24 protein-coding genes are annotated in these 21476 nt (G+C 59.8%); 7 read left to right on the forward strand and 17 right to left on the reverse strand.

The window, feature by feature from the left end:
- Positions 1-130 precede the first annotated feature (130 nt).
- Positions 131-1090 carry a helix-turn-helix domain-containing protein gene (locus tag FHX16_RS26595; RefSeq protein ID WP_259131279.1) on the reverse strand — a complete coding sequence of 320 codons (960 nt, stop codon included), beginning with the start codon at positions 1088-1090 and terminating at the stop codon, positions 131-133.
- A gap of 217 nt (positions 1091-1307) precedes the next feature.
- The gene (locus tag FHX16_RS26600; RefSeq protein WP_259131281.1) at positions 1308-1529 is read right to left on the reverse strand and encodes a hypothetical protein; all 222 of its coding nucleotides are present in this window, start codon (positions 1527-1529) and stop codon (positions 1308-1310) included.
- Between the two features lie 474 nt (positions 1530-2003).
- Here FHX16_RS26600 and FHX16_RS26605 point away from each other — a divergent pair, with 474 nt between their 5' ends.
- Positions 2004-2390: a GNAT family N-acetyltransferase gene (locus FHX16_RS26605; protein ID WP_259131284.1), complete on the forward strand. Its 387-nt coding sequence runs from the start codon at positions 2004-2006 to the stop codon at positions 2388-2390.
- 48 nt (positions 2391-2438) lie between these two features.
- Here the strand turns inward: FHX16_RS26605 and FHX16_RS26610 are convergent, their stop codons facing one another.
- The 6 genes from FHX16_RS26610 to FHX16_RS26635 form a co-directional block, all read right to left on the reverse strand.
- Positions 2439-2690 carry a hypothetical protein gene (locus tag FHX16_RS26610; RefSeq protein ID WP_183758140.1) on the reverse strand — a complete coding sequence of 84 codons (252 nt, stop codon included), beginning with the start codon at positions 2688-2690 and terminating at the stop codon, positions 2439-2441.
- A 104-nt stretch (positions 2691-2794) separates the two neighbouring features.
- A complete protein-coding gene (locus FHX16_RS26615; protein ID WP_259131287.1) occupies positions 2795-3496 on the reverse strand; it encodes a TfuA-like protein in 702 nt (233 codons plus the stop codon).
- Entirely contained in the window at positions 3493-4677 is a 1185-nt protein-coding gene (locus FHX16_RS26620) for a YcaO-like family protein (protein WP_259131317.1), read from the reverse strand. The genes FHX16_RS26615 and FHX16_RS26620 overlap by 4 nt, the downstream gene beginning before the upstream one ends.
- A gap of 9 nt (positions 4678-4686) precedes the next feature.
- The gene (locus tag FHX16_RS26625; protein WP_183758144.1) at positions 4687-4902 is read right to left on the reverse strand and encodes a hypothetical protein; all 216 of its coding nucleotides are present in this window, start codon (positions 4900-4902) and stop codon (positions 4687-4689) included.
- Between the two features lie 28 nt (positions 4903-4930).
- A complete protein-coding gene (locus tag FHX16_RS26630; RefSeq protein ID WP_259131289.1) occupies positions 4931-6760 on the reverse strand; it encodes a peptide antibiotic resistance protein in 1830 nt (609 codons plus the stop codon).
- 3 nt (positions 6761-6763) lie between these two features.
- Positions 6764-7207, reverse strand: coding sequence for a helix-turn-helix domain-containing protein (locus tag FHX16_RS26635; RefSeq protein WP_183864751.1), 444 nt, complete (start codon positions 7205-7207; stop codon positions 6764-6766).
- A gap of 363 nt (positions 7208-7570) precedes the next feature.
- On the opposite strand from FHX16_RS26635, the gene FHX16_RS26640 reads away from it, so the two are divergent.
- A complete protein-coding gene (locus FHX16_RS26640; protein ID WP_183758150.1) occupies positions 7571-7768 on the forward strand; it encodes a hypothetical protein in 198 nt (65 codons plus the stop codon).
- Positions 7769-7801: 33 nt separating this feature from the next.
- Here FHX16_RS26640 and FHX16_RS26645 read toward each other — a convergent pair whose 3' ends face one another.
- The 4 genes from FHX16_RS26645 to FHX16_RS26660 all read right to left on the reverse strand — a co-directional run bounded on the left by FHX16_RS26645 (position 7802) and on the right by FHX16_RS26660 (position 11137).
- On the reverse strand, positions 7802-8563 hold the full coding sequence (locus tag FHX16_RS26645; protein WP_259131291.1) for a DUF4239 domain-containing protein: 762 nt from the start codon (positions 8561-8563) through the stop codon (positions 7802-7804).
- A gap of 157 nt (positions 8564-8720) precedes the next feature.
- Positions 8721-9026, reverse strand: coding sequence for a hypothetical protein (locus FHX16_RS26650; RefSeq protein WP_259131294.1), 306 nt, complete (start codon positions 9024-9026; stop codon positions 8721-8723).
- A 153-nt stretch (positions 9027-9179) separates the two neighbouring features.
- Positions 9180-10367, reverse strand: a complete 1188-nt coding sequence (gene uxuA / locus FHX16_RS26655) for a mannonate dehydratase (protein WP_183758155.1) — start codon at positions 10365-10367, stop codon at positions 9180-9182.
- A 47-nt stretch (positions 10368-10414) separates the two neighbouring features.
- Positions 10415-11137: a GntR family transcriptional regulator gene (locus FHX16_RS26660; protein WP_183758157.1), complete on the reverse strand. Its 723-nt coding sequence runs from the start codon at positions 11135-11137 to the stop codon at positions 10415-10417.
- 208 nt (positions 11138-11345) lie between these two features.
- On the opposite strand from FHX16_RS26660, the gene FHX16_RS26665 reads away from it, so the two are divergent.
- The 4 genes from FHX16_RS26665 to FHX16_RS26680 are packed head-to-tail and all read left to right on the forward strand — an operon-like array spanning position 11346 to position 15389.
- Entirely contained in the window at positions 11346-12521 is a 1176-nt protein-coding gene (locus FHX16_RS26665) for an extracellular solute-binding protein (protein WP_259131297.1), read from the forward strand.
- 50 nt (positions 12522-12571) lie between these two features.
- On the forward strand, positions 12572-13669 hold the full coding sequence (locus FHX16_RS26670) for an ABC transporter ATP-binding protein (RefSeq protein ID WP_183758213.1): 1098 nt from the start codon (positions 12572-12574) through the stop codon (positions 13667-13669).
- Entirely contained in the window at positions 13666-14544 is an 879-nt protein-coding gene (locus FHX16_RS26675) for an ABC transporter permease (protein WP_183864750.1), read from the forward strand. The genes FHX16_RS26670 and FHX16_RS26675 overlap by 4 nt, the downstream gene beginning before the upstream one ends.
- A gap of 2 nt (positions 14545-14546) precedes the next feature.
- Entirely contained in the window at positions 14547-15389 is an 843-nt protein-coding gene (locus FHX16_RS26680; RefSeq protein WP_183758163.1) for an ABC transporter permease, read from the forward strand.
- A 56-nt stretch (positions 15390-15445) separates the two neighbouring features.
- Here FHX16_RS26680 and FHX16_RS26685 read toward each other — a convergent pair whose 3' ends face one another.
- Positions 15446-15700, reverse strand: coding sequence for a YMGG-like glycine zipper-containing protein (locus FHX16_RS26685; protein WP_183758165.1), 255 nt, complete (start codon positions 15698-15700; stop codon positions 15446-15448).
- Between the two features lie 184 nt (positions 15701-15884).
- On the opposite strand from FHX16_RS26685, the gene pepT reads away from it, so the two are divergent.
- Complete coding sequence (gene pepT, locus FHX16_RS26690) at positions 15885-17159, forward strand: peptidase T (protein ID WP_183864749.1); 1275 nt, start codon at positions 15885-15887, stop codon at positions 17157-17159.
- Between the two features lie 44 nt (positions 17160-17203).
- Here pepT and FHX16_RS26695 read toward each other — a convergent pair whose 3' ends face one another.
- The 4 genes from FHX16_RS26695 to FHX16_RS26710 all read right to left on the reverse strand — a co-directional run bounded on the left by FHX16_RS26695 (position 17204) and on the right by FHX16_RS26710 (position 21463).
- Positions 17204-17653, reverse strand: coding sequence for a helix-turn-helix domain-containing protein (locus FHX16_RS26695; protein WP_183758168.1), 450 nt, complete (start codon positions 17651-17653; stop codon positions 17204-17206).
- Between the two features lie 225 nt (positions 17654-17878).
- Positions 17879-18160 (reverse strand): hypothetical protein, encoded by a 282-nt coding sequence (locus tag FHX16_RS26700; RefSeq protein ID WP_183758170.1) that lies wholly within the window; start codon positions 18158-18160, stop codon positions 17879-17881.
- 101 nt (positions 18161-18261) lie between these two features.
- A complete protein-coding gene (locus FHX16_RS26705) occupies positions 18262-19422 on the reverse strand; it encodes a fumarylacetoacetate hydrolase family protein (RefSeq protein WP_183758172.1) in 1161 nt (386 codons plus the stop codon).
- A 205-nt stretch (positions 19423-19627) separates the two neighbouring features.
- Positions 19628-21463 (reverse strand): IlvD/Edd family dehydratase, encoded by a 1836-nt coding sequence (locus tag FHX16_RS26710; protein WP_183758174.1) that lies wholly within the window; start codon positions 21461-21463, stop codon positions 19628-19630.
- Between the last annotated feature and the right edge of the window lie 13 nt (positions 21464-21476).

Below are 21476 nucleotides of genomic sequence, written 5' to 3' on the forward strand. Positions count from 1 at the left end.
GTCCAGGTTCTGGAGTGAACCGGTGAGAGGAAGCCTGCGCGAGTTTTGCGGCGTGTGAAAGCGCCGCCAAGGGATACCGCAGTGCACTGTGTAGCACTCCTGCGACAGCGCGGCGCTGGCGCTGTCGCCATCAATGCAGGTTAAGTCTTTTCATTTTCCGGTGCAGCGTCGACCGGCTCATGCCGAGTGCAACGGCTGCCTGGGAGACGTTTCCGCTTGTACGGGACAGGGCACGCAACAATGCCGCGCGCTCGGCGTCGACGAGGTCCTGGTTTGGTGCCGGGTTCTGTTCCTGCAGTGCATCGGCCGCGGGCAGTCCCGCGGAAAGACGCCTGTCGTCCAGCTTAAGGGCCAGTCGCGCAGCCCGCGTCGCGCCAAGGACGAGATCATGGCGGTCGACGGCAAGGAGCGCCGCGGTCGGATTGCCAGCCGTCGGAACGACAAGGAAGCGGGCACCTGGAAAAGCGCTCCGGAACAGATTGACTTCGATACGCAACGCCGCGTCGCGAACCATCTGTGCGAGAATACCCAGTGTAACCTCGTTTACGTCGTCGCGGCATGACGAGATGTCCAGCGCAGCAGCCAATTGTCCGCGGTGATCGCGAATCGGTGCAGTCGTGCAACTCAGGCTGATGTTGGAGCTGAAGAAATGCTGATCCCGCAAAATGGTGACGGGCCTCTCATCCGCGATCGCAGTCCCGATCCCGTTCGTACCGATGCTGGCTTCGGTCCAGATGGACCCGGGCCACAGTCCAAGTTCATGGAAGTGCCTGTCATCCCCCGCGATGCCGCGGCGTTCCAGCGCAACCCCTTTATGGTCACTCAAGATCAGGCAGCAACCGCTCTTGCCAACTGTCGCGAACAACCGATCGAGTTCGACCGAAGCATCTGCAATCAGGCTTTGCGAAGCATCACGGGCCTCTTGGAGCTCATGCTCACTAACACGGATCGGCGGTCGCATTTGTTCGGGCGAGAGTCTGTGCATGGCGATACATCGCCGCCATGACGCAACGACAGACGAGTTTGCGGCGGCAGAATCCCTTTGAGCTGAGGTATAGACGTGCTCTGCATGAGCGGCGAGTTCGTGCATTGGCTCCTCCAACCAATTCTCATTGCAGCTTGGCTCAAAGCCGCCGCTTTGGCAATTCTCGGCCGCCCGGTTGTGTTTTGGACTGCCGTGATTGCAGTGGGTCATGTGTCGCAATATTGCGCCACATGACCTGTGTCGGCTTGGCTGGCGTAGCTGGGGGCGGGGCTAAAGCTGCTGCCCCGTCCGAAACCGTAAGGAGTTGACGCGGTGACGCCGTTCACGCCCTCGAGATTCGCCAGCTCCTGTCCTCGAACGTGAACAACCCCGCCGCTGCCTTGTCGGGCATGGTATCCTCGAGGAGGCTGACCTGCCGGTACTTGCGCCAATTGGCGTGAAGCTCGAGATCGAATGGACCAGCAGCGGGCCCCGAGCACTGCGCGCGAGCGCCGGTATTCCATTCCGCGTCGCGGACGCCCGTGCGCTCGAGGCGTTGATGCAATGTAAGCGGCCTGAGGTCTTCCTGCGATCTGAAAATGGATCAGTTCTTAAGGGCACCGGTCGCCATTCCATCGGTGATGGGCTTGAAGGAGAGAAGGTAGGGATGGCCGAATGCTTGGCAGGTCGCTTCAAGGCACACGCATGGGGCCTGGCGAACGATTACGGGGCTTTCCTTTGGTATCAACGCAGACCGCGATCTCGCGAGGAAAAAAGTGCCAATGCCCCATATACAAAGGGTGCATCCGTGGCGACGGTCTGGAACTTATCCAATGATTTCATTGTTTGATCTCGCGCAAAACGAGTGTCACGGCGAAGTCACGACACACAGCGCGCGGCCTATGGTCTAAGGTTTCCGGGGTAGAGTGAACAGGAAGGCACCAGTAGCGTAAACCACGCTGACGGTGACAGTGGGTGTATGCCGATTGTTTATAGACGCATGACCAGGCAAGAGGCGCTGGAAAGCGCGGATATAATTGTGGAAGCCTACGCCAAGCATCCCTGGCATGAAGAGTGGACGATCGACAACGCAGTTTCGCGGATCGACGAACTGACGACGACACCCAAATGCCTGGCCGTGGCGGCATTCGATGGAACACAGCCGATCGGTTTTGCCTTCGGACTTCCTCACACCTCCGTCATGGGACGGGGTATCCATATTGCCGAGATCGCAATAAGGCCGAAGCACCAGCGCGCAGGCATCGGTTCGCGCCTATTGAACCATCTGGAAGCAGAAGCCCGTATTCTTGGGTTCGTTTTTGTCTGGCTCGTCTCCCGCAGCACCGGCGGGGTTGCGGAGTACTACAAGAGCAATGACTACGAGCACTCCGAAAAGCTCTGTGTCTATTCCAAGAAATTGAAATAGGCCGGCGCAACATGCGCCGGCCTCTCCCCCAACGTCCCCTCATCTTTATCAGTTCAGGCAGATCGAGCCCTTGGTGGCTATCGCATCCGCCAATCCATCATGCGAACCGTCGCCGATCTCGCGCAGAACCTCATTCAATGCCATGCCAAGGCAATGCATTGCCCCGGAAAGATCGATATCCTCCGCAGCGCCCTTGGCGAAGGCGATCATCCGGGCCAGCGCGACGAGTTCGTCCAACTCGTCGGAGGACCGCTCATCGCTCCGCAAACCGATCGTCCGGCATTCTGATGTCGCACTCATCTCTGCTCTCCCTCGAACAGGATGGAGATTAGTCGCGGCACGCGCAAAAGGCCCGTGAAAAACCCGTGACACACGTTCTTGTTGCATTGTGCCGTAGCCAGTGACTATTCACCGTTCCATAACGGCAGCGTGTTGTTGAAAATCCATTGCGGTGCGTGTGGCGCTGCCTCGAGATCCGCATCCTTGACCGCCCTTACAAGCGCGCCCGCATCAGCTGCTTTCTGATCGACCTCCCGTGAAATGAGGACAGGTAACAAGGCCCTTCTTTCCGCATTGGTCATGTTTGCATTCTCAAGAACCGTCTTCCATGTCCTTTTCTTGAAGAACGTCACTGACGCAGCGCGCTCGATTTCCAGACGGTGGGCCGGATCAAGTTCGCCGCAAACCTCGATGGCATCGAGTGTCGCCCTGACATTGACCATCGGGACGGTGAGTGGCCGGTAGCCGAGCTCGGATGGCCCGTGCAGCAGTGCTACGTCGGCGTCGTCAACGATTGCGCCGGACACATATTCTTCATAGATCCGGCCGATCCCAACCATGCCGAAGGTCCTGCACTCGGCTGCCCGAAGCGCTCCCATGCTTGCCGCTCCGAAGACATGAACCCGGTGCGAGAGGGCATAGAGGATTTCCTTGTGCAGCACCGGGGCGGTGTATTCGAACCCTCCATCGACAATACCGATGACCTGTGCCCCGCTGCGGACGGCAGCAAGCACGTCGCCCTGAACCGCCGGCGGGCGGAAAAGGATGTCGGTCGCCATGGGGTGTGCATTCGCAGGCAGGCTCGGCCCGACGAACACGACCCTCATGAGCAAATTGCCTTTGCAAGCGCACGCGGACCGTAAAGGTGTGCACGCGCCCCCTCGGGGTTCTCGAGCGCTGGCATGAAGACCTTGACCACATGGAAGGGGAGGGACGGCGGCGCGAGCGACAAGGCAATCGCCGGACCGACGTCATGAGAACGCAAGATATCGAGCACCACGCGGAGGTGGTCCGTGACGTTGCCCGGGCAAAAAGGGGCGAGGCTGTCGCGGCCAAGCGGAACGGCATCCAGGAGGCGCAAGGTCTCGGCGGGAGCCGGCGTGCGAAACAGCTCGGCCGGAATGTCGTCCCGGGCGCCGCTGATGAAGGTCATTCTGGACTGGACAGCCTCGGTAACGGCCCTGATCGCCGCCCTTGCCATGGAAAGGTGGGCGCCGCTGCCACCGGTGACTTCGACAAAGCGCGCGCCTTGACGGTGCGGTTCACGCGCACCCATGACTGCCGTGACGCAGGGAACCCCGATGTCGGTCGTCATATCGAACAGCCTGATATCAAGTCCCGCTGTTTCGATGGTCGCAAGCAGTCCGTCCAGAACGGGGTCTCCGATGCAGGCGGCATCGAGACAACTTGCAAGCCGATCCTCCTCGCTTCCAACCTGCCAAAGACAATAGGCGTCCCGTTCGATCCGCTCGAGTAGGCCATGCAGGATGGCTTCCTCAGGCGTATTGCCGGACGCGAGCCCGTCGGATGACATCCAGAAGCGATTGTGTCTTGTTCTGTCTAGCACCGCCGCATCGACCGGGACGTAGACCCCCCTGTCGGCCAACAGATCAGCGCCAAGCCCCCAGTCGACCTCCTCGTCTGGTTGGATTTCCTGCTGATGGCGACCAATCAGGGAGGGAAGGGAATCGAACGCCAGACCCTCGGCCTTCAATTTCCTCGCCGATGCACGGCGCACTGAAACAGACGGGGCGTTCGCCACCACCCGCTCCAGCGCCTCCATGATGGCCGACACCCTGGCGTCCTCGTCGGTCAGCCCCTTGCCCTGGCTGATGGCAATCGACCGACCGTTTGGAATGTAGGCGCACCACACGGGAAGGCCGATGAAGTCTAGTCCGGTGTGCCGCGCCACACGTGTGATGCCGAAGCCCGCCAGGAGCGGAACGGTGCGCAACAGCGTCTCGCTGGCCGCAACGGTACGGTCGGTGTAACGCGCACGATCAGACAGGACCAGAACTCAAGGCTCCACGTGACCGGAGAAGGCTGCCTTCGCCGAAGAAACCGCCACAGCGAAATCCACCTTCTTGACGACCTTGACGCCGCCCTTCCTCATTGCTGCTATTTTGCCCAGGTCGCCAGGGGCAGAATCCAGTGCTTTCACCGTCCCCGCTTCCAGATCCGCAATATAGAGCGTGTCGTCTCCTTCGACGCCGAACACAACTGCCTTTGTCATGACATTCCCTCTCCAGTTGATAAGCCCGTTAAAATCCCGCCTTCAAGAGACCCTCACGGTAGAGATCCTTCTGCCACTGCTCCTTGAACGGCACGACGGATAGCCACTTTTCGACGTCGAACACCGGATTGAGAGCCGCAGCACGCTGTCGGTAGACATGTGCCCGCCTGCGATCGCCCATCATTGCCAAGCTTGCAGCCGCGATGCGATGGGCCGGTGTCTTGTCCTTCATCGCTTCGACGTAGGCAACCGCATCCTCGTACTGCTCGAGAAAGTAGCTCGCCCCGGCGGCACACCAGAGGTAGCTGTCCGGCGCCAGCGGATTAAGCGCGATCGCCTTCTTGATCTTTTCCAGTGCGTCCCCCGGTCGGGAGGCATGGACCAGCGTATCGGCATGGCTGTAGATCACATCGGCGAAGTGGGGGCTCAAATTCTCTGCGTGGCTGAGCGCAGCGACGCTCTCATCGACGTCCCCGAGATAGAGCTTTGTCACGCCGAGCTCGCGAAACCCCCCGGCAGAAATCTCATCATACTCGATGGACTTGACTGCGTTCTGCTCGGCGAGGTTCAGAAGCTCCGAATTGCCCTGAGCAGTCACCAGCCACTCGCTGGTATAGCTTCGGGCCAGGCCCGTGAATGCCGGGGCGAAACCGTGGTTGTATTTCAACGCCTCCTTGAAGGCTGACCGGGCCCTTCGGATGTGGGGCAACGTCAATTTCCCAATGAGGCTCGCACCAACGAGGTAGGCATGATAGGCCTGCGGATTGGCTTCCAGGCTCAACCGGCCTTGCTCGTTCCTGGCAAGTTCATCAGCAACAGAGGATGCCAGGTGTTGTGCGATCAGACGCCGCTGGGTCGGCAACGTTGCCGCGTCCATCGGAAATCGCATCGCCCAGATAATTTCGTCGGTCGGGAAAAAGACGAGCTGGGCATAAAGTCCTTCACCTGAGTGTCGCGTGTCGAGGAGATAGGAGATCGAGTGGCGCGCGATGATGGCCGCCTTGTCGGAATCGCGACGGATCTGCTCTGCGGTGTGGGGAGCGACGATGGAAAGGTTGCGCAGTGCACATAACTCGATCGTCACATCCTCGACAAGCGCAGCGGCAAGCTGAAGCCCGCCAATGCCTCCCTGCGATGTCGGGGGAAGTAGCACCAACCGCGGCAGGCGGCCAAGCCCACGCTGGTCCGGCGGATCGCCGTCAGCCGTTGGGGAGCTGGCCTCAGCCATCGCTCGAAATGATGGCATTGCCGGCTGCTGACGGCTCGCTGCAATTCCGGGAAGTGATTGCAGGATTGCACGAACCGGCTCATCGGTCGGATTCTGTTCGAGGATCTGGACGGCTGCTCCAGATATAGTGCGCGAATCCTCAGTGCTGGTAGCAGAGCCGGCTGCCTCCAAGAGCACCTGGCGCATCTTGGTCAGATGGATTTCCTGTTGCCTTGCGATCCAGTTGTCGATGGCCTTGTTGACCGATCTCACGCTGCCGGCGAAATCACGCTGAAGTAGTTCGCTGACCGCCTTGAGTTTCTCCATCGGTGGCCGAAGCTCGTCGAATACCTGCAGGTCGGCGCTCAGCACTCCGGTTCGCAACCGGACAGCCGATTGCGTGATTTCGAGTGGTGCCCTATCGCTTTCATCGATCTGGCGTATGCGTGAAATCAGCTTCCTGAGGTTGAGACCCGCCTGATCCGGCTCCGCGTCAGACCAGAGAAAGGCGGCAATCTCCTGACGCGTCAGCGTATGATCGGTGCAGGTAAAAAGATAGGCTATCGTCAGCAATGCCTTTGCGGGATATGCCAAGGCATTGCCCGTACCATCGGTCATGCGCAATTCGCCGAAGGTCCGGAGATACAGCACGGACTATCCTCTCAGATTGTCCACTCGGTCCCAACTTTCGGGCTCGTCAGCGGCGGCCTGTGATGAGCCGAGGCTTCTTGCGAGTGCGAGCAGGGTGCGGCGGATATTCGGATCGTCGATCGCGATGAAGGCCCGCGTGAGGGCAAGGCCTTCCTTCGATGCGATGAAGCTTGCCACCTCGTCTGCATGCGGGCTGAGGTGCTGTCCCATGCCACGGTCATTGCCTTCCTCGAAAAAAAAGCCGATCGGAACTCCGAGGACTTCCGAGATCCGCTGCAGACGACTGGCGCCGATACGATTGACGCCCTTTTCGTATTTTTGCAGTTGCTGGAACGTGATGCCCAGTGATTCCGAAAGACTGACCTGGCTGAGGCCAAGAAGCTTTCGCCGCTGCCTGACCCGATCACCAACATAGGCGTCAATGGCGTTTGGAGTTTTGGCCTTCATGACAATCCCCGTTGCTCGTGTCAGACTAGCATTATATGAATTTTGCCGAAAAATACAACCGAGAGTAAATTTATTCAAGAACCGAAATGCTATTGCCACAATTTCTTGTAAAAGGCGTGAATGTCGCGTCCCTACTCTGCTTCAAAACGTGGGAACGACCAACAGAACGCGGCCAACCGACACCGATCGGTGGTGATATACAGTTCGCGACTCTATCTATGCTGGTGTCACGTCGATTTCACAAGCGCTTCCTTTTTTTCTGATTATGGTCATGGCTAGGGTAAGTTGAGGTCCGGGCGCCTTGCTCAACTCATTTCAGCGTAAAGCGCACATCGCGTGCGCCCGATTGGCGGGAGAAAGAGCATGCAACTACGAGCCATAGAGGTCAATCATGCGGACAGGCTTTCTGCCTGCCGGGAAAAACTGGAAGAGGCCGTCTACCAGATCATCAAGGGTGACAAGGTTTTGGATTTCACGCCGACCGAAATCGCCATGGCGATCGCCGACATTGCGGACGACTATATACTTGCAGCCTCGAGGAAGCGCGCCGCAACACACTGAGCGCGCCGCGCCTTGAACCGTTTCATAAACGGCTCAGTTGCGACCCATGCGTGACAGGGCAATTCGCAGAGACTCGTCCGATACCGATATTAGCCCTCCATAGGGGTGGGCCATGTCGTTGACGATGAAGATCGCTCCGCCCACGGATATCGCACAGACCACGACGATCGATATGACCGTTCCGTTGAAGGGCGATAGCAGGCCAAACGTGAAAAAGATCACGATCAGCCAGAACGTCAGCACGACGAGAAATGCGCCCGGCAGACCGTCCTCGCCTGTTTCAAGGACCAGCCAATGGGACTCTGCTATGGCACCACTGATATCAAGCGCCCGGTTCTTGAGAAGGCGCTTGACCTCATCGTCAGGCGTCAATGCTCTCAATGCCCTCTGAACCGGTTCGATACCAGGGTCGTCCTCGGGTGAACTGGCGATCGCGGTCCGCTTTCCCCCTTCGAAACTGCGCTCAATGCGAGCCGAAACGAGGGCCGAGAGCTGCTTTCGAACCTCGACAAGCCCTGAACCATACTGCGCCAGGACGCGATCCAGGAGGACCAGCCTTGCAGCCGATTCCCTGAGTTCGGTTTCGGCGTCATCAAATGTCGTCTTCGCAGACGCGACCAGAAAGCCGAGCGCGAGGGCCGCGAGAGTTCCAACGATCGCAGTCGCAAGCTTGATGGCCTCCTTGGACTCCGTCGAAAGGTGATGGTTGGGAAGGCGGCGGCTGATCAGCGCACCGACGAGTGCGCCCGACGCCAGAAGCAGGGCGATGATGCATCCGGTAGAGAGTGCTGTCATTGTGAAAGAATCCCGCCTCGCGCCTTCCTATCGAAGCGAAGCGAAGCGGTGTGCTGGCTAAGATCCTAAGGACTGCCCTCAAAAGACGAAAGACCCCGGAAAGTCAGCGCTTTCCGGGGCACGGGTCCTCTAATGCGAGTTGCCGTATTCCTGCGACTTACGGCTGCGTGGTGCCGCTCGTCGACGGATTTACCGGTGCCGGTGCTGCAGGTTCACTGGATGGTGCAGCCGGGGCAGGCGCTACCGGCGGCTTCACCGGCTCGGTCTGGGTCGTTGAGGCCGTCGGATTCGGGTCAGTGCCAGGGCGATCAAACCATTCGGTGATCGCAAAGGCTGCGACGAGAATCACCGCGGCAGCCACAACCCATCCGAGCCATGAGGGGCCTTTTCGACGCACGGGCATGGTGCGCAGATCCGGATTGGGATCGGGGTTTCGAACGGGATCATTGGGGTCATACGTCATCGTTTTCTCCTCTCTGCAGGAAGAGAAATGGTTTGTGCGCAAGTTTGTTCCCGATAGTGGATCTCCCATCCCGGCCGAGCCTGGCCGGGATGGTCCGCCCGCTATCCCCAATGTTTGGTCCCAGGGATGCGCGCGAGCAGGTGGTGATATCTGTCAGTCCGGCCTTGCGTCCAAGGCATACAATATGCCGCGAAGCTCGGCGAGGCCGCGCATCCGTCCAATTGCCGGATAGCCAGGCGTGACATTTTTGTTCAGATCGTCGAGCATCCTGTGTCCGTGGTCTGAGCGGAAGACAATCGACTGGCTCGGACTGCGGCGCCGGTCTTCTGCAACAAGCTCCCTGAGGACCGCAACCATATCGACGTCGCCCTCCAGGTGCGCACTCTCGTGAAATGTCCTTCCGTCGCCTTCCCGCTTCGTCGCACGCAAATGCGCAAAGTGAATCCTCGATGCGAAGCGCCGGGCGATCGCCGGCAGGTCGTTGTCTGCACGCACACCAAGACTGCCAGTACAGTAGCACATGCCGTTGGCGGCTGATGGAACTGCGTCGAAGAGTGCCGCATAGTCCTGTTCCGTCGACGCGATGCGCGGCAGGCCGAAGAGTGAGCGGGGTGGATCATCGGGATGCAGCGTCAGCTTCACTCCCCGGGCTTCGGCGACCGGTGTTACCGCCTGCAGGAATTCGATGAGGTGTTGGCGCAACCGATCCGCATCAATCCCGGCATAGGCGGCGAGCTTGTCGCGGAACGCAGGGATGGTCAGCGGCTCTGTCGTGGAGCCAGGCAGCGCGGAGGTGATGATCCGCGTGATCTCCGCAACCTCGACTTCGTCCATGGATTTGAACACCTCAGCGGCGCGTGCCTTGTCGTCTTTAGAGTATTGCTTTTCGGCGCCTGCGCGCTTCAGCACGAAAAGATCGAAGGCAGCAAATTTCTCATGATCGAACCGCATGGCTGTCGCACCGGTTTCGATGACGTGATCAAGGTCCGTGCGCGTCCAGTCAACGACGGGCATGAAGTTGTAACAGACGATCGGGATGCCACAGGCTGCAACCGCTTCCAGGCTTGCGATCCACGCCTCGATCTCTGACTTGGCGCGGCCGCCGTTGCGCTTGACGGCGTCGGGAATGGGAATGCTTTCGACGACCGACCATGTCAGCGTCGATCGCCCGGGTGGGGTCGTCTCGATCATGCTCTGGCGCTCACGCACGCCAGCTTCGGTCCAGGCTTCGCCGATCGGGACCTGATGCAGCGATGATACGATGTTGGTTGCCCCGGTTTGACGAACCTCGTCGAGTGTCACCGGCGCCTCAGGCCCGAACCACCTCCATCCCTGGCGCATGTCTTCCTCCTCCTTTTCTTGTTCAGGTAGCAGCGCTGCTGATCATCTCAGCAGAAATAATCCGGATATCGGACGCGAAGCTCGGCGACATCGGGTATGACAGCGCTCAGGTGGTGCAACATGGCGGCTCGAGCCGCTGCGGCGTCGTGAGCGGCGATCGCGTCGCGAATGAGGCCATGTTCGTAGACGACGTTGTCCATGCGGCCGAGCACCGGCAATGTCAGGCGGCGTGCTCTGTCAATCTGGACCTTCACCGTCTTGAGGATCCCCCAGATGCCTGGATAGCCCGCAATGCCGGCGATTGCCTCATGAAAGGCCTCGTCCTCCTCGTGAAATGCCGATGTGTCGTTGAGGGCAGCAAGTGACCTCTGCCTCGAAATGACGGTGTCGAGCCGCGCGATATCTGCCGGTGTCGCCACTTCGGCTGCGCGTTCCACCGTTGTTCCTTCAAGCGATTTGCGCACCACCACGGCCTCGGGAATTGCAGCGACCGGAACCCGCGACACCACCGTGCCCGACTGCGGGTAGATATCCACGAGCCCTCCCTCGGACAGGCGCAGCAATGCTTCCCGGACCGGGGTGCGGCTGACGTTGAATTCCTCTGCGATCTTCTTTTCCTGCAACACCATTCCGGGAGGCATGCGCAGCGCGAGAATGTCGCTGTAAAGTCGCTCGAAGATTGCATCGGCGGTCGTTGCGCGACGCAGCTTCGCAGACCTCTCGGCTCCCGAACCTATGGCCGCCGGAATGGAAACAACTGCTGCCTGCATGAAACGTCCTGACGTTGACTTGCCCGCGAATACTAGTATATCAATTTGATGCGACTGCCAAGGCACACCGAGGAGGACCGGTGCTGCCCGCATTCACTCCAGGAGGTTTTGCGCATCTGAATAAGACGGCCCCGGTCCCACGCATTGAACGGCACGGGAAGCACCGCTTCGTGCCGCGGCGTCCGGTAACAAGAGGAGGAGAAACAGAATGAACATTACCCGCAGAACATTTGTTTGCACGGCAACAAGTGCCTTCGCAGCAACCATGTTGCCATTGAAGGCCTTCGCCCAGGCAAAAAAGCCGGCAGGCCCAGTCACCATCACCATCGCTGACGTCGCCGGCAATCTGGCGCTGACGCAAGGCATGTTCGAGGCCTATGCCGCCGAGAAGGCCGATTGGGTCTCCAGCTTCGCCTTCACCAAGGCGCCAGCCCCTGAGCTGCCTGGAAAGATCAAGGCTCAGCAGGCAGCAGGCAAGGTCGATATCGATCTCGTCCTGACGGGAACCGACGCGCTGTCTGCTGGTCTTGACCAGGGTCTGTGGATCGATCTCGCTGCGCACAAATCGGAGCTTCCGAACCTCGAACAGATCCTGCAGCCGCAGGCCTTCAAGATGCAGGGTCTTGCGAAGGACCAGGGCATCGTCATTACCTATTACCCCTCCGGCCCGCTGATCGAATACATGCCCGACAAGGTGCCGACGCCGCCGAAATCGGCACAGGAACTGCTTGACTGGGCAAAGGCGAACAAGAACCGCTTCATCTACGCCAGACCAGCAAATTCCGGTCCTGGCCGCACCTTTCTCATGGGACTGCCCTATCTTCTAGGCGATAAAGACCCGCGCGATCCCGCCAAGGGTTGGGCGAAAACGTGGGACTATCTGGCCGCGCTTGGCGAACACATCGAATATTATACGACCGGAACCGGCCAGGTGATGAAGGAGCTGGGCGAGGGTACCCGCGACATCGTCGTTTCGACGACCGGCTGGGACATAAATCCACGCGCACTTGGCATCGTACCGGCCGAAGCCAAGGTCCAGAAGCTCGATGGCTTCCACTGGGTGACCGATGCCCATTACGCTGTCATTCCGAAGGGCGTGTCGGACGAGAAGGTCGGTGTTGTCATAGATGTCCTGAATTACATCCTGCAGCCCAAGCAGCAGGCGATTGCCTACGACGCCGGCTATTTCTATCCGGGCCCGGCGGTCAAGGACGTCACCCTGGAGATGGCGCCACAGGAAAGCCAGGACACGATCAAGGAATTCGGCCGGCCGGAATATGCCGACTGGATCGCCAACAATCCGCTGGAAGTTCCCCTCGAGCCGAAGCAGCTGGTGGAGGCCTTCCGCATCTGGGACGAGAAGATCGGCGCCAAGAAGGGCTGATCCCGGAAATGGCCGGCCCGGAGCGACGGGCCGGCAGCCTTATTCTTCAGATGGAGAGTGGTTTGACCTCGGTTACGAACACCGCACCGACGCGCAAGAACGCACGTCTTGAACTCGACGGGATGCGGCGAACATTCGGCGCGTTCAACGCCCTTAATGGCATCGAGCTTGCCATCGAACCAGGAGAGTTTGTTGCCCTGCTCGGCCCATCTGGTTGCGGAAAGTCGACCGCACTGAACTGCATCGCTGGTCTGTTGGCCCTCTCCGGAGGCGAAATCCGGCTTGGCGGGGCACGTATCGACCAGCTCGAGCCGGAGCGCCGCGGTTTTGGAATGGTGTTCCAGAGCTATGCCCTGTTTCCCCACATGAGCGTTTCGAAGAACGTCGGATTTGGCCTTGCGATGCAAGGCATCAAAGGCGCGGACGCCGACCGCCGCATCCGCGAAGCGCTGGCGCTGGTGCGCCTCGAAAGTCAGGCCGACAAGTTGCCCGGCCAGCTCTCGGGCGGCCAGCAGCAGCGCGTGGCGATCGCACGCGCCATTGTCATACGACCTCCGATCGTGTTGATGGACGAGCCACTCTCGAACCTCGATGCCAAATTGCGGCTCGAAATGCGCGCCGAGATACGGGGTATCCACGACCAGATCGGCTCCACCACCATCTATGTGACGCATGACCAGGATGAGGCCTTGTCGCTCGCCGACCGCATTGTCGTCATGAGCCAGGGCAACATTGAGCAGATCGGCACACCGCAGGATCTCTACCAACGCCCGGCCAACGTCGAGGTCGCGGATTTCATGGGCTTCCGGACGCGTGTGGCGGGCCGAGTTACGCGCGTTTCGGCCGAGCAGGCCGAGATCGAGGTCGCCGGCGCCCGGGTTGTCGGCACGCTGCGGTCGCCCCTGCGTGTCGGGGACGCGGCCATCTTGTCTGTCCGCCCCGAGGATCTAGTCGCGACAGGCGGCGATGGAATCGCCGCAACCGTCAGCAGCATGGAATATCGGGGTCGCGCCTTCTTCGGGATGGCACGGGCGGCCGATGGTAAGGAGCTCTATTTCCGGGCGGACGAACCGTTGCCTCGCGGCGCAGCCACCCGATTGCAGCCTGCCGTCGGACGAGCTCTGATTTTTGCCGGAGCAGGCAAATGAGCAGGCCGACGCTGCAAACACGGCTTGCCGCCCGCGGTCTCGATGGCACGACGCTGCTTCTGCTGCCTGGGCTGTTGTTCATGGTCGCGCTGTTCGTCTATCCATTCTTCTATGGCCTTTTAGACTCCCTCATGCCGAAGGAAGGCGCCTGGTATACGAACTACGCGAAGTTCTTCGGTGACCCGTTCCAGTACCAGACCATCGCCGCAACAATGTGGCTGGCGCTGCCGGTCACGGTCATCAACCTCGCCTTCGCTGTGCCGGTCGCTCTTCGCGTCCGTCTCATGCGCAGGCAGCGCCTGCTGACGACCATTCTCGTCCTGCCGATCACGCTGGGGACCGTTTTCGTTGCAGATGGCTTGTTGACATTTCTCGGGCCCCGGGGTTGGTTCAATCACTCGCTGCTGCTCCTCGGCATTCTCGACTCACCGGTAAAATTGACCAACAATTACTGGGGTGTTTTCGCCTCGCTTGTGATCACAGGTTTTCCATTTGCATTCCTGCTTACCCTGTCCTACGTGACCGGCATCGATCCCGCGATAGAGCAGGCCGCGGCCACGCTCGGCGCAACTCCGCGACAACGATTCTTCCGTGTCTTCCTGCCACTCCTGGTGCCCGGCCTCGCCGTAACTTTCTGCCTTGCCTTCGTGCAGGCCTTCGCGGTGTTTCCCTCTGCCGTGCTCCTCGGGGCGCCAGCCGGTCCCACGCGCGTAATCTCGATTGCAGCCTACCAGGCTGCCTTCGAACAGTATGATCATTCTCTGGGGTCGGCGATCGCCCTCATCATGGGCGGCGTCGAACTGGTGGTGGTGCTCGCGGTCCTGGCGACCCGTTCCCTGTTCTATCGCGGCCCGGCCGGCGGCACGAAAGGTTAGTCATGATCCGGGACCAAGGCATCACATCGAAAATCTGGCGCTTCGCCATCTGGGCACTTGCTGTCCTTTTCGTCCTCAACCTGCTTGCGGTGATTGCCGCTGTCGTCGTCAATTCGTTCGCGACGCGCTGGCTCGGCACATGGCTGCCGGCAGGCTGGACAACACGGTGGTACTTCAGTGCCTGGAAGGAATTCCAGCTCTCCAGTGTCGTTCTCGTCACCTTCGAGATCGTCTTCACGGTCGTGATCATCTCGGGAATTCTCGGCGTGACAACGGCCTATGCATTGGCTCGCCGCGACTTTTTCGGCAAGCGCCTCGTTGTGCTTTTGTTCCTGCTGCCGTTGCTGATCCCGCCCTTGACCTACGGCATCCCGCTGGCCACCGTCCTCTATCAGCTTGGCCTCGGTGGAACCTTCTGGGGCGTGGTGCTGATCAACATCGTACCCTCGCTCCCCTTCGTGGTCCTCGTCATGATCCCGTTCATAGAACAGATTGATCCGCGGATCGAAGCTGCGGCACGGGTCTTCGGCGCTGGGACGACGAGCCTCTTCCTGCGCATCCTGCTGCCACTCCTGCTGCCCGGAATGCTCGCCGCCTTGTTGCTGGTGCTGGTGCGCACCATTGCCATGTTTGAACTGACGTTCCTGATTGCCGGGCCAACGACACAGACCCTTGTCGTTTCGCTCTACTACGCCGTTTTCGCGTCAGGTGTCCGAGCCGGCCAATCGATCGATGCGATGGCTGTCGTCTACATGGTAACAACCCTGTTCTGGCTTGTACTGGCGTTGCAGTTCGTCAATCCGACGCAGATCGTGGCAAGAGCAAAACAACAGGGGACCCACTAGCGCGTCTATGGCGGGACCGCCTGGCATTACGACAAGACGGTCCTCGCATATGGGGTCTATCGGCAGCGTGCCTCGTAGGTTCTGCCGTACCGGTCACGATACACACAATAACCGCGACGTTCGGTCGAATGTCCGATTAGCGCACCGGCTAGGCCGCCAGCGACGGCGCCGACTGCGGCACCTCCCCAGCTGTTGCTGACCGCACCACCAATGACGGCACCTGTGCCCGCGCCGATCGCAGTTCCCTTTTCCGTGGCCGTGCATGAGGCCAACGCCCCCACCATGGCTGCAGCCAGGACAATTTTTCTCATTCCGCTCTCCTATCATTAAAATATTGCGACACAGCGCTATAACTAGGGATCATATCATAAGTTCCAAGGGACTTAGGTCCGACCCGAAACCGGGTTTGTCCCGTCCGCCTAGCGGTATTCGAGCCGCTATTCACCGGACCAATCAATGCTTATAACGCCATGGCCGACACAAAATGGATACCCCATGACCGATACCGTTCTTGATCGCTTTCTTCGCTACGTTGTCATCGACACCCAGTCTGATCCGGCTTCGCCAACCCAACCGTCGACCGCGAAGCAAATGAATCTGGGCCGCCTCCTGGTAGATGAACTCAACGCGATCGGCCTTGTTGATGCGCATCTCGACGATCATGGCTACGTCTACGCGACGATCCCCTCGAATACTGAAAAGACTGTTCCGGTCATCTGTTTCTGCTCGCATATGGATACCGCGCCGGACTTTACCGGTACCAATGTCAAACCGCGCATCTACGAGAACTACCAAGGGGGCGACATCGAGCTCGCAAACAGCTCAAAGGTCATTCGGGTTAGCGAAAATCCGGCGCTCCGGGATCAGATTGGCCACGACATTGTCACGACGGATGGCACGACACTGCTTGGAGCCGACGACAAGGCCGGGCTTGCCGAGATCGTGGCGGCCGCCCAGATCCTTGCAAATAATCCGGACATGAAGCATGGCACGATCAAGCTTCTGTTCACGCCGGATGAGGAGATTGGACGCGGTGTAGATCGGGTCGACCTTGCCAAGCTGGGCGCCGAGTTTGCCTACACGGTTGATGGCGAAACTGCCGGACACATCGAGGACGAGACATTCTCGGCCGATGCCGTGGAGATTGCGATATCGGGCGTCGCCATTCACCCGGGTTTTGCCAAGGGCAGGATGGAGAACGCCATCAAGATTGCCGGCGCGATCATCGATCGGTTGCCGAGCGACGCAGCGCCTGAAACAACGGAAGGGCGGGATGGCTTCATCCATCCGGTCGCCGTTACCGGATCAATGGAAAAGGCCGCAATCAGCCTGATTGTCCGGGACTTCGAAGAGTCCGGCCTTGCCGCAAAGGAGCGATTGCTCGAGGGGATCGTCAAAGAGGTGATGGCTGGTTACCCCGGCTCTTCGCACACCTTGGCCATCAAGGAGCAATATCGCAACATGAAGATGGTTCTCGATCGCTATCCCCAGATTGTCGAGAATGCGATGGAGGCCATCCGCCGCGCCGGTATGACGCCGGTACGGGGGAGTATTCGCGGCGGGACGGACGGCTCAAGGCTTTCCTTCATGGGATTGCCGTGCCCCAATATCTTTGCCGGCGGACATGCCTTCCACTCGCCGAAGGAATGGATCAGCAGGCAGGACATGGAAAAGGCAGTTGAAACGCTGGTCGAGCTTGCCAGGATCTGGGAAGAAAGGGCGGAAGTCGGTTCGCACGCGCTTTCGACATCAGCCGGGATTGATCGTTGATATCGGTATCGCTCGACTGCGCCCTGCCATTCACATTGCGATCATCAGGCAAACGTCTCGCCGGGTCTCGATTTATCAACCGGCCGATCGCGGCGCTCCTCTGCCTGGGCCATCGCCTTCACCAGGGCGACAATCTTCTCGCGAAGCTGCGTGTCGGTAATCTTCAAGAACGCCCGGTTGAGCGCCAGGCCATCCTTCGATGCCAGGAACTCCGCCACCGGGTCTGCCGTGCCGATCTCTGTCCCTGGAAGGTTCAGCGGCTGTGAGTCGTCCTGCTGGAAGAAGAAACTCGGTGATACGCTCAGGACGTCAGCAATCCTCTGGAGCCGGCTCGCTCCTATCCGGTTCAATCCCTTTTCGTATTTCTGCACCTGCTGGAAGGTAACGCCAATCTGCTCCGCCAGCCGTTCCTGGCTGAGACCCATGAGTTGCCTTCTCGTTCTTACACGGGAACCGACATAGCTATCGATGGCATTCGGTGTCTTTGCATTCATTGTAAATGTTCCATACCGAGGTAGTGTGGCGTTCATCGCCCGACTAAACGGCAACGCACTCACGTTATTTGTATGAGACGAACCACAAATTCAATCGCTAGTTCATACAACTTGAATAATATTGTCTTGCGACGATGTGACTTCAACCTGAACAGCTGCAACGTGCAGCCATTTCGGGTGATGGGCCGACCACTGGTTTACATCACGGTCGGAATAGGAGGATCCCTATCGATCATGAAACCGGATCGGTCGGATCTCGCGGTGAACGATCTTCAGCGATCTATCGGGCTGGATCATGTAGGTCTCTTCAACGCGCTGACCGTACATATCGATGAAATTATGCGGGAAGGTCGAGCCGGGAGGAGACTTGGTCAGTTTCGTGCGGGGCTGTCCACCGTATATCACGCTCCCGGGGATAGGAGCGAGACCGGGCGAGGAGAAGTCCTTCGCGCCCGTACATCCGGCGAGAAAAGACAGGCCAATCAGTATCACGGCGATCCTTTGCATCGGACAAGTGCTCCAACTCAACAAGCAATATAAGCCAATCCTCCGCCCCGGACAGGTACATGGTGGGGGCGGCGCTGGTCCTTTGTCCCGCTCGCGGCGCCCTAGAGAAGCTTGCGCTGCGCCAGATTTGCCATGAGCGCCGAAATGCCGAACGTCCATGGTGGGCATTCCGTCGACAGCCGTACCGTGTTCACCAGCGCGCCGAGCTTGCCTGAAGAGATTTCGACAACGTCGCCGATCTTGTGGGTGAAACCCTGGTTTGGCGTGTCGCGATCCTGCGTTGGCGCAAACAGTGTCCCGAGGAACAGCATGAAGCCATCCGGGTACTGATGATGAGCGCCAAAGGTCTGTCTCACGAGATCCGTTGGATCACGACTGATCCTGGACATCGAACTCTTGCCGGTGAGGATGAATCCGTCTGCTCCCGTGACAGTGAGGTCCAGCTCCGCTGCACGGACATCGTCAAGGCTAAAACTCTCGTCGAGAAGCCGGATGAAAGGACCAATCGAGCATGAGGCGTTGTTGTCCTTTGCCTTGCCGAGCAGGAGCGCGGAGCGGCCTTCGACGTCGCGCAGATTGACGTCGTTGCCAAGTGTCGCACCTTTGATCTCGCCGCGGCTGTTGACGGCCAGGACGACCTCCGGCTCGGGGTTGTTCCAGGTCGAGATGGGGTGCAAGCCAACATCGGCGCCCCATCCGACCGCCGATAGGACAGGCGACTTCGTGAAGACTTCGGCGTCAGGCCCGATCCCGACCTCGAGATACTGGGACCACATTCTTTCATCGATGAGGGCCTGCTTGACCTTGGCGGCTTCAGGCGATCCGGCCTTGAGGTTCTCAAGGCTGCCGCCGATGAGGGTCCTTACGCGTTCACGGATCGTCGCGGCACGGTCCGGGTGTCCGGCAGCCTTCTCTTCAATCACGCGCTCGATCATCGACTGCGCGAAGGTGACGCCACACGCCTTGATGGCCTGGAGGTCTGCAGGGGCAAGCAGATGGATTCGTGACGTGTCCTGGGCGCCAATGCCGGCGTCATCGACATCCTTCAACCGACAAAGGACTGGGCCGACTGCGGCACGAACGAAAGCTGCGGGATCAGGCATGTCCAGAAGCGCGCTGAGCGTCGGCGTTTCCCTTGACGTAATGTCGATCAGCTCACCGTCCCGGAGCAAAACCACGCATGGGCCCTTGACTGCAGGGTTCCAGACCCGACCCACGAACAGACCACCTGCGGCGACAGAATCCTGAAGAGTATATGGCATTGAGTGTTCCGTGACCGAGCGGTGGAGGCGCCCAATATCAAGAAAGAAGAGCCACCCCTCCATCCCGGCGGCGGCTGGAAATCGAGCACAATCAACGCCGCTCGACAAGCTCAAATTCGTTGCCGCGCGGTAGCGTGTCTGCCGACGCAATGGGCGCGGTGCCGGAAATGGCACCGCGCCCATTGTTCTCCAGCCCGCGCTTGGCCTAGTGGTTGTCGCGCGGAATGCCCTTGGTCTGGGCGATGCGCTGGTACTTCACCGCGGGCTCGAGAACGGCACCGGTTTCCATCTGGCCGACGTAGGTCCGCTGGATTTCCTGCCAGGGGGTCTGGCTCTCCGGATAGACATACCCGCCTGCTGCCTCGAGCGCCTTGCGTCGTTCCGCAAGCTCCTCGTCACTGATGAGGATGTCGGCGGTCCCCTTCTTCAGGTCGACGCGAACTTGGTCGCCGGTCTTCAGCAGCGCAAGCCCGCCGCCGGCTGCCGCTTCCGGCGAGGCGTTGAGAATGGATGGCGAACCTGATGTGCCGGACTGACGACCGTCACCGATGCAAGGCAGGGAACTGATACCCTGCTTCAGCAGGTAGTCGGGCGCGCGCATGTTGACGACCTCGGCGGCGCCGGGGTAGCCGATTGGGCCTGCGCCGCGCATGAAAAGGACCGTCGAGGCATCGATTGCCAGCGACGGATCGTCGATGCGATGGTGGTAGTCTTCCGGTCCGTCGAAAACGACCGCGCGACCGACAAAGGCTTCCGGATCGTTCGGGTTGGAGAGGTAGCGCTGGCGGAACTCGGGCGAGATCACACTCGTCTTCATGATGGCCGACGAGAAGAGGTTGCCGCGCAGGACCCGGAAGCCGGCGCGCTCCTTCAGCGGACGCTCGAACGGACGAATGACCTTGTCATCCTCGATCGTCGCTGTTGTGTAGTTTTCACCGACAGTCTTGCCGTTGACGGTCATCGCGCTGGTGTTGATCAGGTCATGCTTGATCAGCTCGCCCATGACGGCGGGAACACCACCGGCGTGATAGTAGTCCTCGCCGAGATATTCCCCCGCCGGCTGCAGGTTGACCAGCAGCGGGATTTCCTCGCCGTATGTCTGCCAATCATCGACCGTCAGTTCGACGCCGACGTGGCGGGCCAGCGCGTTGAGATGGATCGGCGCATTGGTGGAGCCGCCGATAGCAGAGTTGACGCGGATCGCGTTGATGAAAGCGTCCTTCGTCAGGATGTCGGAGGGCTTCAGATCCTCGCGAACCATCTCGACAATGCGCAGCCCACTTTCATAGGAAATTTCCTGTCGGTCGCGATAGGGCGCGGGAATGGCCGCTCCGCCCGGCAGTTGCATGCCAAGCGCTTCCGCGAGCGAGTTCATCGTGGTCGCCGTACCCATGGTGTTGCAGTAGCCAGTCGACGGCGCGGAGGATGCGACAAGCTTGACGAAACCCTGGTAGTCGATCTCGCCGCGCGCCATCATCTCGCGCGCCTTCCAGACGATCGTACCGGAGCCAGTGCGCTCGCCGCGGAACCAGCCATTCAGCATCGGGCCGACCGAGAGCGCGATCGCCGGAATGTTGACGGTTGCCGCGGCCATGAGACAGGCGGGCGTTGTCTTGTCGCAGCCGATGGTCAAAACGACGCCGTCCAGCGGGTAACCGTAGAGAACCTCAACGAGGCCGAGATAGGAAAGGTTACGGTCGAGACCCGCGGTCGGACGCTTGCCGGTTTCCTGGATCGGGTGGACCGGGAACTCGATGGCAATACCGCCAGCGTCACGAATACCTTCACGTACGCGCTTGGCGAGTTCAATGTGGTGACGGTTGCACGGCGACAGATCCGAACCGGTTTGTGCGATACCGATAATCGGCCTGCCCGATTGCAGTTCTTCCTGGCTGAGACCGAAGTTCATGTAACGCTCCAGGTAGAGCGCCGTCATGTCCGGGTTTGCGAGGTTGTCGAACCACGCCTTGGAACGAAGCTGGCGCGATCCGTCCTGCTCTTGAACTGCGTTCTGATTCGGGGAGGGGGTCTTCTCTGCCACGATAGATGTCCTT

The organism is Rhizobium sp. BK661, assembly GCF_024808825.1.
Classification (GTDB): Bacteria; Pseudomonadota; Alphaproteobacteria; order Rhizobiales; family Rhizobiaceae; genus Rhizobium.

Excerpts from the sequence above, each read along its gene's own strand:
- FHX16_RS26595 (WP_259131279.1), bottom strand. The coding sequence starts at position 1,090 with ATGCACGAACTCGCCGCTCATGCAGAGCACGTCTATACCTCAGCTCAA.
- FHX16_RS26610 (WP_183758140.1), bottom strand. The coding sequence starts at position 2,690 with ATGAGTGCGACATCAGAATGCCGGACGATCGGTTTGCGGAGCGATGAG.
- FHX16_RS26615 (WP_259131287.1), bottom strand. The coding sequence starts at position 3,496 with ATGAGGGTCGTGTTCGTCGGGCCGAGCCTGCCTGCGAATGCACACCCC.
- FHX16_RS26625 (WP_183758144.1), bottom strand. The coding sequence starts at position 4,902 with ATGACAAAGGCAGTTGTGTTCGGCGTCGAAGGAGACGACACGCTCTAT.
- FHX16_RS26635 (WP_183864751.1), bottom strand. The coding sequence starts at position 7,207 with ATGAAGGCCAAAACTCCAAACGCCATTGACGCCTATGTTGGTGATCGG.
- FHX16_RS26640 (WP_183758150.1), top strand. The coding sequence starts at position 7,571 with ATGCAACTACGAGCCATAGAGGTCAATCATGCGGACAGGCTTTCTGCC.
- FHX16_RS26645 (WP_259131291.1), bottom strand. The coding sequence starts at position 8,563 with ATGACAGCACTCTCTACCGGATGCATCATCGCCCTGCTTCTGGCGTCG.
- FHX16_RS26650 (WP_259131294.1), bottom strand. The coding sequence starts at position 9,026 with ATGACGTATGACCCCAATGATCCCGTTCGAAACCCCGATCCCAATCCG.
- uxuA (WP_183758155.1), bottom strand. The coding sequence starts at position 10,367 with ATGCGCCAGGGATGGAGGTGGTTCGGGCCTGAGGCGCCGGTGACACTC.
- FHX16_RS26660 (WP_183758157.1), bottom strand. The coding sequence starts at position 11,137 with ATGCAGGCAGCAGTTGTTTCCATTCCGGCGGCCATAGGTTCGGGAGCC.
- FHX16_RS26665 (WP_259131297.1), top strand. The coding sequence starts at position 11,346 with ATGAACATTACCCGCAGAACATTTGTTTGCACGGCAACAAGTGCCTTC.
- FHX16_RS26670 (WP_183758213.1), top strand. The coding sequence starts at position 12,572 with ATGGAGAGTGGTTTGACCTCGGTTACGAACACCGCACCGACGCGCAAG.
- FHX16_RS26675 (WP_183864750.1), top strand. The coding sequence starts at position 13,666 with ATGAGCAGGCCGACGCTGCAAACACGGCTTGCCGCCCGCGGTCTCGAT.
- FHX16_RS26680 (WP_183758163.1), top strand. The coding sequence starts at position 14,547 with ATGATCCGGGACCAAGGCATCACATCGAAAATCTGGCGCTTCGCCATC.
- FHX16_RS26685 (WP_183758165.1), bottom strand. The coding sequence starts at position 15,700 with ATGAGAAAAATTGTCCTGGCTGCAGCCATGGTGGGGGCGTTGGCCTCA.
- pepT (WP_183864749.1), top strand. The coding sequence starts at position 15,885 with ATGACCGATACCGTTCTTGATCGCTTTCTTCGCTACGTTGTCATCGAC.
- FHX16_RS26695 (WP_183758168.1), bottom strand. The coding sequence starts at position 17,653 with ATGAATGCAAAGACACCGAATGCCATCGATAGCTATGTCGGTTCCCGT.
- FHX16_RS26700 (WP_183758170.1), bottom strand. The coding sequence starts at position 18,160 with ATGCAAAGGATCGCCGTGATACTGATTGGCCTGTCTTTTCTCGCCGGA.
- FHX16_RS26705 (WP_183758172.1), bottom strand. The coding sequence starts at position 19,422 with ATGCCATATACTCTTCAGGATTCTGTCGCCGCAGGTGGTCTGTTCGTG.